This window comes from Methanoculleus sp. UBA291, from assembly GCF_002499755.1.
In the GTDB taxonomy this organism is placed as follows: Archaea; Halobacteriota; Methanomicrobia; order Methanomicrobiales; family Methanoculleaceae; genus Methanoculleus; species Methanoculleus palmolei.
Map to the genome: position 1 here is coordinate 1 of NZ_DANC01000019.1, position 15,304 is coordinate 15,304.

Consider the following 15,304-nt stretch of genomic DNA (forward strand, 5'->3'; position numbering starts at 1 on the left):
AGGTCTTTTACATGGCGAAGTACCACCGGGGACGGTCTTTCATCTCCCCCGAACGGCGGAAAAAGACCTGGAACCGGTGGTACTTCGCCATGTAAAAGACCTGGAACCGGTCCATGAAGGACTTGAGCCTCCCGGGGACGCCCATTGTCATCACCGGGGTCGCGATGATCAGGCCGTCCATCTCCCGGAACTTCCGGTAGTAATCGGCCATCTCGTCCGGGATCAGGCAGGTGTCGCTCTCCTTGCACTGGAAATACTCCATGCAGGGCAGGATGTCCAGATGCGCGACCGCTATCCGCTCGACCTCGCACCCGGCCTCCTCCGCACCGCGGATGGCCTCGTCGAGGAGGCGGGCGGTGTTCCCGTCGAGGAGGGGGCTCCCGAGCAGGGCGATAACTTTCTTCGGCATGGTGCAAGGTTATGCACGGCTCTATTAAATAGATGCGACCTCCCCCGGCACGGGCCCGGATAGCCGGATAACCCGGTCGGACCGGTTCTTGTCAGGGTGACAACTGCTAAATACCTTGAAATGATATTACCAGTCTGGTGATTTTCTGTGGTTGAACAAGGAACAAGAACAACAGCAAAGGCAGGAGAGAAGCCGGGCCCGGGCCGCTACGTCTGTGTCGACTGCGGACGGGAGGTCCGGATCGAAAGCACCGATGCGGACCTCGTCAGGTGTCCGACCTGCGCCTGCGAAATGTATAACTGTTTCCCGATGACCCATATCAGGCCCGACATCAAGACGCCGGAAGACGTCATGAACCCCCCGAAGAGGAAGGAGTGACCGGGTCAGTTGAGGTGAGAGAAATGGTGAACGTATCAGCAAAAGGGCAGGTCTACCGCTGTGAGATCTGCGGAAACGTGGTCCAGGTTCTGGAAGCCGGCGGCGGCGAACTGGTCTGTTGCGGTGAGCCGATGGTGCTTGAGGAGTGATGGAGATGGAAGAGAAGAAACTGGAAGAGAAGATCGGGAAAGTGCCCGAGATCTTCAAAGAACTCAAGAAGACAGACCCCGACCTCTACGGCAGCGTCATGGGGCTCGACCAGTTGATCTGGGCCGACGGCGCCCTTTCGAAACAGACGAAGAAGATTATCGCTATCGCAATCGCCGCCGCGCTCCGGGACGGACACGCCGTCCGGGCACAGATGGCCGGTGCCGGGAGCCTCGGCGTATCGAAGGAGGAGATCGAGGAGGGACTCCGGGTCGCGTTCCTGCTTGCGGGGATGCCGGCCTACGTCCACGGCAAGACCGCCCTCGAGGAGTATCTGGGCAACCGCCCAAGGAAGTGAAAATTATGGAAACCGAAGAGATTGTGCCGCGCCTTCCGGTCATCGGGGAGGCGGCACCGGAATTTGACGCGCTGACCACCCACGGACGCCTGAAACTCTCCGACCTCCGGGGGAAGTGGGTCATCCTCTTCTCCCACCCGGCCGACTTCACGCCGGTCTGCACCACGGAGTTCATGGCGTTTGCCGGGATCGCCGACGAACTGGCGAAACTGAACGTCCAGCTCGTCGGTCTCTCCATCGACAGCGTCCACTCGCATCTTGCCTGGGTCCGAAGCATCAAGGAGAAGATGGGTGTGGAGATCCCGTTCCCGGTCATCGCCGACCTCGACATGAAGGTTGCGAAGAGTTACGGGATGATCCATCCCGGGCAGAGCAACACCGCCACCATCCGGACGGTCTTCTTCATCGACGATAAGGGGATCATGCGTGCCATGCTCTACTACCCGATGTCCAACGGCCGATCCATGCCCGAGATCCTCAGGCTCACGAAGGCCCTTCAGACCTCGGACGAGCACCATATCGCGACGCCGGCGAACTGGCAGCCGGGAGACAAGGTCCTCGTCCCGGCCCCGACGACCCCCGAGGGGATCGAGAAGAGGCTGAAGGAGGGGTACGAGTGCAAGGACTGGTACCTCTGCTTCAAGAAACTCTAAACCCGTATCTTTTTTGCTCCGCCCGGATACCATTCTGTATAATGACCATCGACGTCCTCGCGTTTGCTACCTCGCCCCGCCGCCACGGGAACTCGGAGACCCTCCTCGACTGGGTGCTCGCGGCAATGGAGGAGGAGGGGGCCGCGGTCGAGAAGATCGTCGTCGCAAAGGCCGATATCCGGCCCTGCCGCGGGTGCAACCTCTGTGAGACGCTCAACAGGTGCGTCCAGCGGGACGACATGGACTACCTCTACGACCGGATCGTCGCGGCCGACTGCATCGTCGTTGCGGCGCCGATCTACTGCATGGGCCTTCCCGCCCAGGCGAAGGCGCTGGTCGACCGGGCTCAGGTCTTCCGCTCCCGGAAGTACGTCCTCCATCTCCCGGTCGTCCCGCCGGAGCGGAAGGGGAAGCGGGCCGGGGTTTTCCTTGCGACCGCCGGGCAGACCTGGGATTACGTCTTCGATGCGGCGATCCCCTCGGTGAAGTGCTTTTTCCACGTCATCGACGTCCGGAACCGGGATATCCGGTACCTGATGGTGAACGGCGTCGATGAGAAGGGCGCAATCGAGCGTCACCCGACCGCGAAGTCCGACGCGCGGGCCCTGGCGGGAGAGGTCGTCGGGCACCTGCGGGAGGCGGGAGTGGCGTGAGCGAGCCCGTAACGGTCCTCGGACTCTCCGGCAGCCCCCGGCGGCACGGGAACACCGAGACCCTGCTCGACGCCGTTCTTGAGGGCGCCCGCGAGGCGGGGGCCGACGTGGAGAAGGTCGTCCTCCGGACGCTCGACTACGCCCCGTGCCGGGGATGCAACGCCTGCCACCGGACGGGGGTCTGCGTTCTCCGGGACGACCTGACGGCGGTCTTCGAGAAAATTGCCGCCGCCGACGTCCTCGTCCTCGCTTCCCCGATCTACTCGATGGGGATCACGGCGGAGACGAAGGGGCTGATCGACCGGGCCCAGTACCTCTGGGCGCGCAAGTTCATCCTGAAGGATCTCTACTTCACTGCCGGGCACATCCGGCGGCATAAAGGGCTCTTCGTCTCGACCGCGGGGCTCGGGTGGGACAACGTCTTCGACGCGGCGTTTCCGGCGGTCACCGCCTTCTTCAACACCACCGGGTTCGAGTACTGGGACAACGTCATCGCAAACGACATGGACCGTTACGGCGGGATCGCGGGGCATCCCACCGCGCTCGCGGAGGCCCGAGGGAAAGGGCGGAGCGTTGTCGCCCTCCTCCGGGAGATGCGGGCGCAGAACGATGCGGAGACTCGACCTTCACCGGGAGCGCCGTCGGACCCGGACGAGACGAAATAGGCCGAAAAACTCTTTTTTTGCGCGGAGCAGGAGCCGGGAGAGCGACAGGGCATTGAACCGTCCGAAAGGCGCTGCAATCGGCAAAAAGATGGAAGGACCGACCCCTCAGAGGAGGGACCAGACGAGGAGCCCGGCGGAGGCGGCCATGAGCACGGCAAAGACAGTCGGCTTCCAGGCAAGGACCTTCGCCCCGTCGAGGACGCTGATCGGGAGCATGTTAAAGGTGGCGATCATCGCGTTGACCCGGAGCCCGACGAGGCCCACGAGGGCAAGGAACCCGCCGCCGGAGAGGAGCATCAGGGCCGCGAAGGGTATGCAGAGCAGGAGGTTCGTGATCGGCCCCGCCGCCGATATCCGCCCGTTCTCGGTCTTTGTCACGTTTCCGTAGATGTAAGTCGCCCCCGGCGCTGCAAAGACGATCCCGACGAGCGCCGCCATCACCACGGCGACGAGGAGCATCTGGTTGTCCTTCTGGAACTCGGCCCAGTAGCCGTAGCGCATGGCGGCGAATTTATGCGCCAGTTCGTGGAGGACGAAGGCGACCCCCACCGTGACGAGGGACATCACAAAGAGGAGGATGAACTCGTCGAACGTCACCCCGCCCCTGACAAAGATCAGGGTGAAGGCTATCGAGATGGCAAGCCACGCGATCAGGAGGTCACGGCGTTCGCGAGCGGGTATTCGTTCCAGCATCCGGTATCAGGTTTGCATCGGGATCATAATATCCTTCGCTTCCCGCGGGACCGGCGTCAGATCCACAGGTTTATCCCCCAACAACGGCCAACCATGGAGTATGTCCCTGGATGCCGCGAGAGACGAGATCCGCAAGATCGACGAAGAGATCATCGATCTGGTTGCGGAGCGGCAGAGGCTGGCGGCGGAGATCGTCCGCCTCAAGCAGGAGAACGGTCTTTCCATCCGCGACGAAGCGCAGCGAAGGGCCGTCCTCGACCGGGCGTTCTCTTACGCCGCCGAGAGCCGGATCGACCCGGTCGCCGTCCGGAAGATCTTCGAGGTCCTGGTCGAGATGAACGAAGAGCGACAGCGGGAGTGCAGCGGGGACGGCAGCCTGCCGTGAAAAAAGAAGTTACGGGGTGAGCATCGTCCCGACGCCCTGGTCGGTGAAGAGCTCGAGGAGCAGATTGTGCTCCCGGTTGCCGTTCACGACGTGAGCGCTCGCGACGCCGTTCCTGACCGCCTTCATGCACCCTTCAAGTTTCGGGATCATCCCGCCGGCGATGACCCCTTCGCCGATCATCGCCTCCGCTTCGGCGAGCGCAAGCCGGTGGTAGACCATGCTCCGGTCGGCGTTCATCACCCCGTCGACGTCCGTGAGGTTGACCAGTTTGAAGGCCCCCAGAGCGATCGCGATCTCGGCCGCCGCGGTATCGGCATTGATGTTGAGGCTCCGGCCCTGCCGGTCGATGGCTATCGGTGCCACCACCGGGATGTAGCCCTGAGCGAGGAGGCAGTGGAGCACCTCGGGGTCGACCTCCTCGATCTCGCCGACCTGCCCGAGGTCCACCTCCTGCATGACCTCGCCCACCTTCACCCGCCGGGGCTCCATCTTCCGGGCGATGAGGAGGTTGCCGTCGTTGCCGGAGATTCCGACCCCACGGGTGCCGCAGTTCGCGATGAGGGAGACGATCCCGTCGTTGATCTTGCCGACGAGGACCATCTGGGCGATCTCCAGGGTCTCGGCGTCCGTGATCCGGAGCCCCCCGACAAACCGGGGCTCCTTTCCCATCGCCTGCATCTTTGCGGTGATCTCGGGGCCGCCGCCGTGGACCAGGACGACCTTCATCCCCACGTAGTGGAGGAGGACGGCGTCCCGGATCGCCGTCTCGAGGATGACCTGGTCGACCATCGCGTGGCCGCCGAGTTTGATCACGATCGTCTTGCCGTGAAACTTCTGGATGTAGGGGAGTGCCTCAATCAGCACGTCTTCTCGTTTCATGTCGTATACTTCCCGTTGATCTCCACGTATTTCTCGGTGAGGTCGCACCCCCACGCCGTCGCCTTTCCGTCGCCCGCGGCGAGGTCGAGGTCGAACGCGACGGTATCGCCGCGCATTGCAGCCTTCGCTCCTGCGAGGTCGGCGACGATCTCGCCGCGGAGGACGAGCGGCGTCCGCCCGGCGTCCTCCCCGACGGAGAGCGAGACCGCGTAGGGGTCGAACGCGACCCCGGCCCTGCCGGCGGCCGCGACCACGCGGCCCCAGTTCGGGTCTTCGCCGTAGACGGCCGTCTTGACGAGCGGGGAGGCGACGACCGTCCGCGCCACCTCAGCGGCGGCGTCTTCATCGGGAGCGCCGCGAACCGTGACCGCGAGGAGTTTCGTCGCCCCTTCGCCGTCGCGGGCGATCTGGACCGCGAGGTCGCGGCAGACGGTCTCGACCGCTCGCGCAAGTTCATCGCGGTCCACCCGGCCGGCGGCGCCGGTCGCGGTGCAGAGAGCGACGTCGTTCGTGCTCGTATCTCCGTCGACCACGACCCGGTTGAAGGACCTCCGGGCCGCCTGCCGGAGGATATCGTGGAGAACCGGGGCCGGGACCTCCGCGTCGGTGTAGAGGAAGGCGAGCATCGTTCCCATGTTCGGAGCGATCATCCCGCTCCCTTTGGTGATCCCGCCGACGGCAAACGACTCCGTCCTGACGAGCGCGTGTTTCGGGAAGGTGTCGGTGGTCATGATCGCCCGTGCCGCGGCGTCCTCGGCCCCGGCGCTCCGGGTAAGGAGCGGGGCTACCCGCCCGCACTGGTCCCGGATAAGGGAAAGGTCGAGGTATCTCCCGATAACCCCGGTGCTCGCGACGCCGACCGACGCCGGGTCGAGATCGAGTGCACCGGCCGCGATGCCGCACATCTCCACCGCGTCGCGGTATCCCCGTTCGCCGGTGTAGGCGTTCGCGCACCCGCTGTTCACGACGACGGCGTCGAGGGTCCCTCTCCGCATCCGGTCCATCATCACCTCGACCGGGGCCGCCCGCACCCTGTTCGACGTAAAGACCCCGGCCGCCGTACCGCCGGCCCGGATCAGGGCGAGCCCGAACTTTCCTTCCTTGATCCCGGCGGCGTCGACGCCCTCGACAGCACAGATGCTCTTCATGCCTCTTCCTCCCGGGGAGAGGCGCCGATGCCCCGGACAATGTCGGCCCGGGTGACGATCCCGACCAGTTTTCCATCGCGGAGCACCGGGAGGCGTGCGATCCCCTCGTGGAGCATCTGGCTTGCCGCATCGACGATATCGGCATCTTCGTCGATGGCGATCACCGGTCTGCTCATCACCCGCCGCACTTCCAGGTTGCCGATATCGGCGAGAGCCCGCCGTGTCTTTCCCCAGTTGATGAATTCCCTGACCGGGACCTCGATCACCTCGAGCGGCGACGGGAGCCAGAGGTCGTCGGAGAGGTCGCCGGTATCGAGGAGCGAGAGGATATCGGTCTCGGTGACGATGCCCGCCACCCGCTCCCCGTCCATTACGGGAAGCCCGCCGATATGGTACTTCCGGAGCAGCCCCGCGGCTTCGCTCACGGGCGAATCGACCCGGACGGTCACCGGGTCCGGGGTCATAACGTCCCTGACCAGCATCATCGCCACCTCAGGGGAGCATCCCGGCGCTGCGGAGACCGTCGTCTTCCGCAAACCCGCACATCAGGTTCATGTTCTGGATCGCCTGGCCGCTTGCGCCTTTGACCAGGTTGTCGATTGCCGAGACCGCGACGACCCGGTCGCCCTCGCTCTCCACGGCCACGTCGCAGAAGTTCGTTCCCCGCACGGCGGCGAGGGTCGGTCTCTGGTTGCGGATGAAGAATTCGCCCTCGTAGAACTTCCGGTAGAGCGCCTCGACCTCTTCCTGCTCCATCGGCTCCCGGAGGAGGATATGGGCCGTCGTGAGGATGCCCCGGTTCACCGGGAGAAGGTGCGGCGTGAAGTAGCACCGGGCGTCCGAGCCGAGCCGGGCGACCTCCTGCTTCATCTCCGCGAGGTGACGGTGGTTCGTCCACTTGTAGGCGCTGAAGTTGTCCCCGACGTTTCCGTAGTGGGTGGTCGCGGAGGGGGCGTTTCCGGCCCCGGAGACCCCGGTCTTCGAGTCGTAGATGATGGTGTGGGCGTATTTCGCAAGCGGTGCCGCCGCAAGCGTCGCCCCGGTCGGGAAGCACCCCGGGTTCGCGACGAAGGAGGCGCCGCGGACTTCGTCGCGGTGGAGTTCGGGGAGACCGTAAGGGGCCTTGAAGTAGGCCTCGTGGGGCACGCCGTAGGTCTTCTCGTAAACATCCTTCGCGAGCCGGTAGTCGGCCGAGAGGTCGACGGTCCTGATCCCCCGCTCTACAAGCGTCCCTGCAACCTTCATCGCCGCCGTGTGGGGTACGGCGAGGAAGACGAAATCGGCATCGATATCGCCGGCTCCGATGTTCCGGAAGGTGAGGTCGGTCAGTCCCCGGAGGTGGGGATGGACCGAGGCGACGGGGGTGCCGTCCAGTTTCCGGGATGTCGCCGTGACGACCTCGGCGGAGGAGTGGTTCAGCAGGAGCCGCATCAACTCGCCGCCGGTGTATCCGGATGCACCGATGATCGCAATATCCATAAGAGAGGGTGTCTTTTACAGAATCTTAAGGCTTTGCGGTGCATCGTTCGTAAAGCCGGGCGGCCGTAGACTCGATCTCGTCCCGTCCTTCGAGTCCGTCGAGAAGGTCACGCGGGAGAGCGGCCTTTCCGTAGATCGCGCCCGCGTAGGCACCGCAGATGAGCGCGATGGTGTCGGTATTTCCTCCGACGTGAGCGGCGGTGGTGAGGAGGTCGGCTATGTCGCGAATCCGGCTGATCAGGAAGAACGCGAGCGGGACGGTCTGGTAGACGGTGACGTCGTTTCCGATCACCGACAGAGCGCTATCGAGGCTGATCCCCTCGTTTGCGAGGCGGACGGCGGCGTGGATCTTGTTGCCGAGGGGGACGTCTTCAAGGCAGGCGTGCTTCTCGGCGAGGGGGAGAGCGTCGGGGCGGCCGCGGACGGCGTAGTGGACGAGCATCGCGACGGTGATCGCGCCCGCGTGCGCCGCCGGATGGGTGTGGGTGACGCTGCAGGCCCGGGCCACCCGCTCGGTGACGTCGACCGGCTCGCCGTAGGCGAGCCCGAACGGGACGGCGATGCTGATGCAGCCGGCGGTGTTGGAGGAGACTCCGCCAGGTTTGCCGCCGTCGGTGAGGAGGAGGTGACGGCACGCGGCGTCCACGGCGCCGTCGGGGAACCGCAGTTCCTCGTTCATGTACATCCGGACAAGGGCGGCCGTATACGCACTCTCCGAGTAGGTGCCGTCGGCAAGCATCCCGGCTACGAGGAGCATCAGCTGGGTGTCGTCGGTGAACTGCCCGGGTTTCAGCCCGGCGTTCGGGTGCCCCCGCCACGCCCGGCGGTAGCCGTCGTGGAGGCGCTGGAAGTCGGGCGGCGTGCTCTCCCGCGCCATGCCGAGCGCGTCCCCGATGGCGGCCCCGAGGAGACAGCCCTTGAACTGATCGAGCATTTGAGTAGTATCTCTCTTAAGATTCCTCTTAAGGGTTGTCATACGGTTGTCATACGGTGCGCGCCCCTCTGCCCCGAAACAGAAACGACAGCAGTTGAAGAGGAGAGTGCTCCGCAACCCGGCAGTTTTTCTCCGGAAGGGGATGTGGGCACCGTATTTCGGCGTCCGGCGCCTCATACCACCCGGGAGAACGCCGTGCCGGTTGCCGCTGTTCTCCGTTCGATCATACGGCGGGATCGACGGGAGGTTCCCGGGCCCGAGGGCCACGCAAGAAACGGGAATTGGTCCTGTCGTCACGGCACCGCACCCCTGCGACGAGGAGGCGGCCCGTATGCCGATTTTTCCTTCCGGCAGGTCCGACCCCCCGGATCGTTTCGGTACCGGAGGTGGAATACGGAATATTTAAATATTATTGATACGGAAGTAATGATTGCCTCCGGGTATGCGGGGCTCTCTCATCCGGCTGTCAACCGGGGATGGGGGGACCCCCGCGCATCTCGGTAACGATTCTCTCCTTCCACAATGAAGATATCTGTGTTTCTATGGGCTTTTTCTGTGCCGAAAAGTTAAACGTCGAGTCCATCTGACCGACTTTCGATCCTGAAACCGCCGCAACGGGCCGGGACCGCGCCGGTCCGTTCCTGCAGCCAAAATCTCTTATATCGCGAAGTTGAATCCTTCAATCGGGAGACCGGCGCGGTCCCGGGTACTCCGCAGCCGGGAAGACTTGAAGATGCAGCGAAGATCGATATGGGCGGTCGGGGCCATGCTCCTGATCGTGCTTGCCGGGACCACGCCGACGGCCGCCCTTGAGGGCTCTGCGGCCGACCCCGCAGGGATCGAGGAGACGACCCGGGACCTCTGCACCTTCGAGCGGGCGTTAGGGTCGGAAGAGCGAACTGCAGCGGCGACCTATATCGCCGGGGCGATGGAGGAACTCGGGCTCTCCGTCGGCACGGGGCGGTTCGCGTATATAAACTGCTACTTCGATCCGCCTCTTGCCCTCTCTTCGAACATCATCGGCGTCAGGGAAGGGGCGACCGACCGGATCGTCGTCGTCTCCGCGCACTACGACACCGCCATCCCGGAGACGCCCGGCGCCGACGACAACGCCGCGGGCGTGGCGACGATGCTCGAGGTCGCAAGGGTCCTCGGCGACACTCCCCTGAACCGGACGGTCTACTTCGTCGCCTTCGGCGGCGAGGAGACCGGGCTTGACGGGAGTACACGGTGGCTTGCCGACAACCCGGACCTCCGCGACCGGATAGAGGTCGCGGTGAACCTCGACTGCGTGGCCTCCGGGGACCGGCTCCTGGTCTCGGTGCTCCCCCAGCACCGGTGGGTCCTCGAAGCGCTCCCGCCGTCGGCTTGCATCGGGGAGGAGCCTGAACTGCCGTTTGATATTGCACGGGACGACGGGCACGCCTTCCGGGCCGCGGGGATACCGGTGCTCCGGGTCTACGAGCAGGATAGTCGTTCGGTTGTCCATACACCCGACGACCGGCCGGAGAGGCTCAACTACACCCTCGCCGCGGAGTGCGCGCGGATCGTCACCGGGGCGATTGTCGGGATCGACGCGGCCGACGAAGGGCCGGAGATAGCCATCCGGGTCGAGAACGGGACGGTTGTCCTGACGCCCCCGGGTAATGCGCCGGTCGAGACGATCGTGGACGGCATCAACCTCGGGGCGCTCCCGCCGGGGTCGGTCACCCTTCCGGAGGGCCAGCACGTCGTGCAGGCGGTCGCTTACGGCCCCGGCGGGGCGAAAACCGTTGCGACGGCCACGGGGGAGGGGGCGGAGATCGCGCCGCCGGCCGTATCGGGCGGTGGAATTACCATCCCCTGGGGGCCCGAACCGGACGACGATCTCCGGGGCGACTTCACCGTTGTGACCGTCCCCCTCTCTTACCGCCTCGACCGGCCGGAAGAGGTTGCCCGGGTCGACGGCTACCTCGACGGGATACGTATCCGGGACCTCGAAGACGGTTGGCCGGTGCTCCCGGGATGGGGGCCGCACTCCTTCACGATCGCGGCCTACGGGACCGACGGAGCGGTCCTCGGGGTCGACCGGGCCGACTTCTCGCTGCGGAACGCCCGGACGGTCGATCTCGACGGCGGACTCCTGCAGATCGACGAGACCGGCGGTATTGCCTGTTCTGCGTCGGCCCGCAACTACACCCGCAACTACAGCCCCGGCGAGGTCTACGGGATCACGGTGGGGTGCGACTACCGGGACACCGGGGATGCGTTCCTGCAGACGGTGGAGTTCCGCATGAACGGTCCCGGCGACCGGAACCTGGATCGTCGGTTCTTCGACGTTCCGCTCCTCAACGACACCCGGAGGGAGGAGATCGGGCTCTGGCTGGAACCGGACGGACCGGGGCTCTACCGCTGGAGCATCTCCTGCAGCGCGGGTGACGGAGAGGCCGCGGGGACCGGGGCTCTCGTCCTCCGCTGACCCGACAGCGGTTATACTCCCCTCTTCACCCGGACCGCGCAGGGGGACCGCCCGCCGACCGGAATCCTGATACGGAAGACTCTCCAATATCCTGAATATATGCCTAAAAAATTGGACATTCGAGAGGACCACCTCAGGATCCTCTCTCTCTTCACCCAGGGCTACGATCGCGAGATATACGTCCGGGAGGTCTGCAAATACCTCCCCATCAGCCGGGGAACGGTCCAGCTGGACCTCGAGTACCTTGAGGCGAAGCAGGTCCTTCACTCCGCCATCAAGGGCAAGACGCGGTTGTTCTCCCTGCAGCAGGGCGATCACGCACGGGACTTCTGCATCCTTGCAGAGGTCTACCGGAGGATCTGCTTCGAGGAGGAGAAACCCTTCGTCGCCGGGGTTCTCAACCGGATCGTCCCCCTGATCGAGGGGAGCGGTGCGGTCTTCGGGAGCCACGCTGAGGGGACCGCAGACGAGGGAGCCGATCTCGACCTATTCGTTGCCGGAAAATTCCGGGTGGAGGAGGTTGAGAAGATCGGGAAGACCTACGGCCTCGAGATCCACCTCACCGTCTACCCGCCGGAGGTCTTTGACCGCGATATCCATAAGGACCCCTTCCTCCGGGAAGTGCTCCGGAACCATGTGCTGATCAAAGGCGTCGAACACTTCGTCGAGAAGGCGGTGGAACGATAACCCGGTTTCTCCCGATTATTTCACTCCTATAGAGGGCAAGACGGGCGCGGGAGATCCCGGTTCGGGCCCCGGTTTCCGGTGAAGGGCACGGGCAGCCGTCACCGGAATACGTAGGAAGAATACCGGAACCCTGAGGGAGCGCTGGCGGAGGCGTTACAAAAAAGAGAGAACGACGGGCTCGCGACCGTTCCGGTCATCTCCCGACGACCACCGATGCGGCAATCTTCATTATTTCTTCTGCGGGGAGGCTGCCCGTCATGCAGAAGGAGGCGTTGTTCCAGTCCCACCGGAGCCGCCAGAGGGAGCCTTCCGAGCGGTCGTCGTTCTCGTAGACCAACCTGCCGACGATCCCGTTGCCCTGGGAGGTCCACTCTTTGTTTCCGGAGACCGTCGGGTCGGGGCACGGGGCGTCTGCAGACGAGAGCCTTGTGACCCGGAGGTCGCCGGCGGTGCCGTTGTAGATGAGCGTGACGCTGCCGTCGGGGTATCGGACGGCGTTTTCAAAGGTGTAGCCTTCGGGGAGGTAAGACGGTTCGGGGATATCGGGGCCGAAGACCTCGCGGGCTTCATCGAGCGTGCCCGCAGACTCCGGCGTGGCCGCCTCGGGTTCCGTGCCGGTGCACCCGGCAGCGATGATGAGGCAGAGAGCCAGAAAGAGGAGAGTATACTTCATAGCAGTTCCTCGGGAATCCTGTGCGGAGTTGTACGGCCGGACGCAGAGGAAAGTTGCTCCCCTGCGGGGGGCCGATGCCGGTATCCGCACGGAGGAGGATTTCGCCCGGGCCCATATATCTTTTCTGTGCCAAAAAGCTAATTCTCGGGCCGGTCAGGAGAGGCCGTGCTCATGGAAGCAGCCGGTGTAGCGCATGTCCGACCCCCGGATGTGGGTCGCCACCCACCCGCGGAGGAAGTTCATCACCTGGATCGAGAGGCCGAGCCTGCCTTCCTCAAACCCCTTCGCGAACTCGCCGACCTTCGCGACGAAGGCCTGGTGCTCGCGCCGGTGCGCGGCATAGTCGCCGTAGCCGAACTTCTGCATATACTGCTCTTCGGCCGAGAAGTGATACTGGGTGTAGGCGGCAAGGTCCGCGAGCACCTTCCCGAGGACTTCCTTTCCTCTCTTTTCCAGCATCGCGTCGTGAAGGGCGTTGATGAGCGATACGAGCCGCTGGTGCTGACCGTCAATCTCGCCGACGCCGACGGAGAGGTCGTCGGACCACTTCATGAATGCCATACAAAGGGATGGTGATTCCTTACGTATAATTAATTCGGTTTGTTACGAACATTGCCGGCGGAGAAGGAACCTGGCGGGTTCACGCCCGAAATCAGAGAGCGGAACATTTCCGGGTCACTCCCTCGTTCTACGATGCATTCAAAGGGGGACGTGGACTCCTTCCCTGCCGTCGCGGTGGGTTTTCACCGCACCTGTTGCAGGCACCGGCTTATCCGCGGAGCGGTACGGCACTCCCCGGGGGTCAACGGTATCGATCCCGGGTCCGATGTGCGGAATTCCGCGCTTCGTCCCGATCCGTTACCCGGAAAGGATATATTGTAAATTGTCAAAGTATATAGTGTCGCGCAAATAGGGCCGGGGACCATATGAAAGAGGACAGATATATAATTTTACTCGTCTTCATCCTGCTTGCTGCAGGAGTCGTCACGTCCGTTTCCGCGTTCCATGTAGAAGGCTACAGGGAACGGATCTCCGTGAACCCGGATTCGCTCACGACGCAGGAAGACGTGACCCTATCCACCGTCATCCGGTTCGAGTACCTGAACGGCTCGACGTTCCCGAAAGACCATACCGTTCGCTGCCGGAGCGATCTGGAAAAAGTACGGTGGACGTATGAAGTCATTGTTGACGGCGATATACGGCTCAGAGAGACGGCCAAGGACCCTTCTTTCATCATCCCCGGTTTTTCGCTCTCGTACAGTGAGTATGCGGGCCAGTCGATGAAGATCAACCTGACCGTCGAAGGGAAGGTGCCGGAAAAACCGGTCGGCACAGAGATCACGCTGCTCAAGGTCTGGCAGGTGGACCCGACGGGCTCTCCTCTTCCCGAAAGCCACTACACCCACCTGAAAGAAGGTACGATTACAAAGAAGTACGTGCCGCCGACACCGGAGCCCACGTTCACGCCCACGCCCGCCCCTACAATCCTCTCCATATCGTCGGTGCCGGAAGGGGCACTCGTGATTGTAGACGACAGGGTGGAGGGGACCACCCCGTACACCCTCAGGGATATCGCGGCGGGCGAGCATATCGTCGCCGTCAACCTTACCGGCTACCACACCTGGTCGTCGAGCATCGACGTGGAGGGGAGCAAAACGACCAGGATCTCGGCCATCCTCCAGCCGGTCCCGAAAGAAGAGGGAATCCCGGTCATCGGCGGGATCATCGAGGGGGTCTCCGGCTTCTTCGGCGGCATCGCCGAGTTCATCACCGGGTTCTTCTCCGGAGGGGGTGAACACACGGAGGGGGATATGGATGAGAGGCTTGCGAAGCTTGCGGAACTCGAAGCCGAGGACGATTAGGGCTGATACGCAGGGGACGCCCGGTGCGTCGTGAGACGCAGGCGTCCCATGCTTCCTCCGTCCGGGACCCGGCGGCACGCAAGATATAATCCCTTGAGATCTTATATAACTCTATAGTGTGTTTTCGAAATTTCTATATTCTTGAAACGCCCATAATCTCATATGGCTGCGGTTCGCCTGCGAGAGAACGAAGAGGGGGTGTCGGTCATCGTCGGCACGCTCCTGCTCATCCTGATCACCGTCACTGCAGCGGTCGGCCTCGCCATCATGATCTCGGAGTTCCAGAAGGAGGATATGGAGCGGCAGAGCCATATCCGGAGCGTAGAGAACGAGAACCTGAGCCTGCCGTATATCGATCCTACGAACAACAAGACGTTCTGGAAGGACTACAATACTACCATGGACTATTCCGGGAACTGGAGCACGCTCAACCTTACCATCCAGAATATGAATATCGTGGACTCGTACGTGACCGCCATCAGCGTAAACGGCAGGTACGTTAAGAACTACACCTACAACGAGACGCCGTACGACCTGAACCAGTCCAAGCGGCTCCTGATCCCGGCGAGGAAGAGCAGAGAGGTGCAGGTCAACTTTACTTCGAACTTTGACGAACCTTTCTTCGTCGGCACCGGCGAAGCCCTCAATATTCGGGTGATGACATCGCTCTACAATACCTTCGAGCGGACATTCCAGCAGCCGACGCCGGTCGTACACCTCGCCATCGAGACCGAGAACCTCGGGTTCGTCGACCGCGACCTTTTAGTGCTTGATGGGTCCGATTCCTTCGACGACGGGGCCATTACGAAGTGGAACTGGACAATTGAAGACGGATCAAGGACC

At 63.4% G+C, this 15,304-nt stretch carries 20 protein-coding genes; 11 read left to right on the forward strand and 9 right to left on the reverse strand.

The annotated features are described in order from the left end of the window. Window positions 1-7: 7 nt before the first annotated feature. Complete coding sequence (locus BP737_RS03955; RefSeq protein WP_342685948.1) at window positions 8-409, reverse strand: flavodoxin family protein; 402 nt, start codon at window positions 407-409, stop codon at window positions 8-10. Between the two features lie 147 nt (window positions 410-556). Between BP737_RS03955 and BP737_RS03960 the strand changes: the two genes are divergently transcribed. From BP737_RS03960 to BP737_RS03985, 6 genes are read left to right on the forward strand one after another with little or no spacing between them, the layout of a single operon-like run. After that, window positions 557-787, forward strand: coding sequence for a zinc ribbon-containing protein (locus tag BP737_RS03960; RefSeq protein WP_292410411.1), 231 nt, complete (start codon window positions 557-559; stop codon window positions 785-787). Between the two features lie 23 nt (window positions 788-810). Beyond that, the gene (locus BP737_RS03965; protein ID WP_292410413.1) at window positions 811-936 is read left to right on the forward strand and encodes a desulfoferrodoxin FeS4 iron-binding domain-containing protein; all 126 of its coding nucleotides are present in this window, start codon (window positions 811-813) and stop codon (window positions 934-936) included. Between the two features lie 5 nt (window positions 937-941). Beyond that, window positions 942-1,292, forward strand: coding sequence for a carboxymuconolactone decarboxylase family protein (locus BP737_RS03970; protein WP_394339229.1), 351 nt, complete (start codon window positions 942-944; stop codon window positions 1,290-1,292). Window positions 1,293-1,297: 5 nt separating this feature from the next. After that, a complete protein-coding gene (locus tag BP737_RS03975; protein WP_292410417.1) occupies window positions 1,298-1,945 on the forward strand; it encodes a peroxiredoxin in 648 nt (215 codons plus the stop codon). A 41-nt stretch (window positions 1,946-1,986) separates the two neighbouring features. Then, window positions 1,987-2,598, forward strand: coding sequence for a flavodoxin family protein (locus BP737_RS03980; protein ID WP_292410419.1), 612 nt, complete (start codon window positions 1,987-1,989; stop codon window positions 2,596-2,598). Further along, window positions 2,595-3,263, forward strand: a complete 669-nt coding sequence (locus BP737_RS03985; RefSeq protein ID WP_292410421.1) for a flavodoxin family protein — start codon at window positions 2,595-2,597, stop codon at window positions 3,261-3,263. Before BP737_RS03980 ends, BP737_RS03985 begins: the two co-directional genes overlap by 4 nt. Before the next feature lie 105 nt (window positions 3,264-3,368). On the opposite strand, the gene BP737_RS03990 is transcribed toward BP737_RS03985, so the two are convergent. Then, a complete protein-coding gene (locus tag BP737_RS03990; protein WP_292410423.1) occupies window positions 3,369-3,956 on the reverse strand; it encodes a peptidase M50 in 588 nt (195 codons plus the stop codon). 100 nt (window positions 3,957-4,056) lie between these two features. Between BP737_RS03990 and BP737_RS03995 the strand changes: the two genes are divergently transcribed. Then, the gene (locus BP737_RS03995) at window positions 4,057-4,341 is read left to right on the forward strand and encodes a chorismate mutase (RefSeq protein ID WP_292410425.1); all 285 of its coding nucleotides are present in this window, start codon (window positions 4,057-4,059) and stop codon (window positions 4,339-4,341) included. Window positions 4,342-4,350: 9 nt separating this feature from the next. Here BP737_RS03995 and argB read toward each other — a convergent pair whose 3' ends face one another. The 5 genes from argB to BP737_RS04020 are packed head-to-tail and all read right to left on the reverse strand — an operon-like array spanning window position 4,351 to window position 8,781. Further along, the gene (gene argB, locus BP737_RS04000) at window positions 4,351-5,220 is read right to left on the reverse strand and encodes an acetylglutamate kinase (RefSeq protein ID WP_292410426.1); all 870 of its coding nucleotides are present in this window, start codon (window positions 5,218-5,220) and stop codon (window positions 4,351-4,353) included. Then, entirely contained in the window at window positions 5,217-6,368 is a 1,152-nt protein-coding gene (argJ, locus tag BP737_RS04005) for a bifunctional ornithine acetyltransferase/N-acetylglutamate synthase (RefSeq protein ID WP_292410428.1), read from the reverse strand. Before argJ ends, argB begins: the two co-directional genes overlap by 4 nt. Continuing rightward, window positions 6,365-6,850, reverse strand: a complete 486-nt coding sequence (locus BP737_RS04010) for a CBS domain-containing protein (RefSeq protein WP_292410503.1) — start codon at window positions 6,848-6,850, stop codon at window positions 6,365-6,367. Before BP737_RS04010 ends, argJ begins: the two co-directional genes overlap by 4 nt. Before the next feature lie 10 nt (window positions 6,851-6,860). Continuing rightward, complete coding sequence (argC, locus tag BP737_RS04015) at window positions 6,861-7,847, reverse strand: N-acetyl-gamma-glutamyl-phosphate reductase (RefSeq protein ID WP_292410430.1); 987 nt, start codon at window positions 7,845-7,847, stop codon at window positions 6,861-6,863. Window positions 7,848-7,872: 25 nt separating this feature from the next. After that, a complete protein-coding gene (locus tag BP737_RS04020; protein ID WP_292410433.1) occupies window positions 7,873-8,781 on the reverse strand; it encodes an ADP-ribosylglycohydrolase family protein in 909 nt (302 codons plus the stop codon). Window positions 8,782-9,514: 733 nt separating this feature from the next. On the opposite strand from BP737_RS04020, the gene BP737_RS04025 reads away from it, so the two are divergent. Next, window positions 9,515-11,239, forward strand: coding sequence for a M28 family metallopeptidase (locus tag BP737_RS04025; protein ID WP_292410435.1), 1,725 nt, complete (start codon window positions 9,515-9,517; stop codon window positions 11,237-11,239). Window positions 11,240-11,338: 99 nt separating this feature from the next. Next, a complete protein-coding gene (locus tag BP737_RS04030) occupies window positions 11,339-11,926 on the forward strand; it encodes a nucleotidyltransferase domain-containing protein (RefSeq protein WP_292410437.1) in 588 nt (195 codons plus the stop codon). Window positions 11,927-12,119: 193 nt separating this feature from the next. On the opposite strand, the gene BP737_RS04035 is transcribed toward BP737_RS04030, so the two are convergent. After that, window positions 12,120-12,599 carry a DUF4367 domain-containing protein gene (locus BP737_RS04035; RefSeq protein ID WP_292410439.1) on the reverse strand — a complete coding sequence of 160 codons (480 nt, stop codon included), beginning with the start codon at window positions 12,597-12,599 and terminating at the stop codon, window positions 12,120-12,122. 153 nt (window positions 12,600-12,752) lie between these two features. Then, complete coding sequence (locus BP737_RS04040) at window positions 12,753-13,160, reverse strand: bacteriohemerythrin (RefSeq protein ID WP_292410441.1); 408 nt, start codon at window positions 13,158-13,160, stop codon at window positions 12,753-12,755. A 365-nt stretch (window positions 13,161-13,525) separates the two neighbouring features. On the opposite strand from BP737_RS04040, the gene BP737_RS04045 reads away from it, so the two are divergent. Both BP737_RS04045 and BP737_RS04050 read left to right on the forward strand, forming a co-directional pair. Further along, the gene (locus BP737_RS04045) at window positions 13,526-14,461 is read left to right on the forward strand and encodes a PEGA domain-containing protein (RefSeq protein WP_292410443.1); all 936 of its coding nucleotides are present in this window, start codon (window positions 13,526-13,528) and stop codon (window positions 14,459-14,461) included. Window positions 14,462-14,623: 162 nt separating this feature from the next. Then, a partial coding sequence (locus tag BP737_RS04050) for an archaellin/type IV pilin N-terminal domain-containing protein (protein ID WP_342685949.1) occupies window positions 14,624-15,304 on the forward strand: 681 nt, incomplete at its 3' end.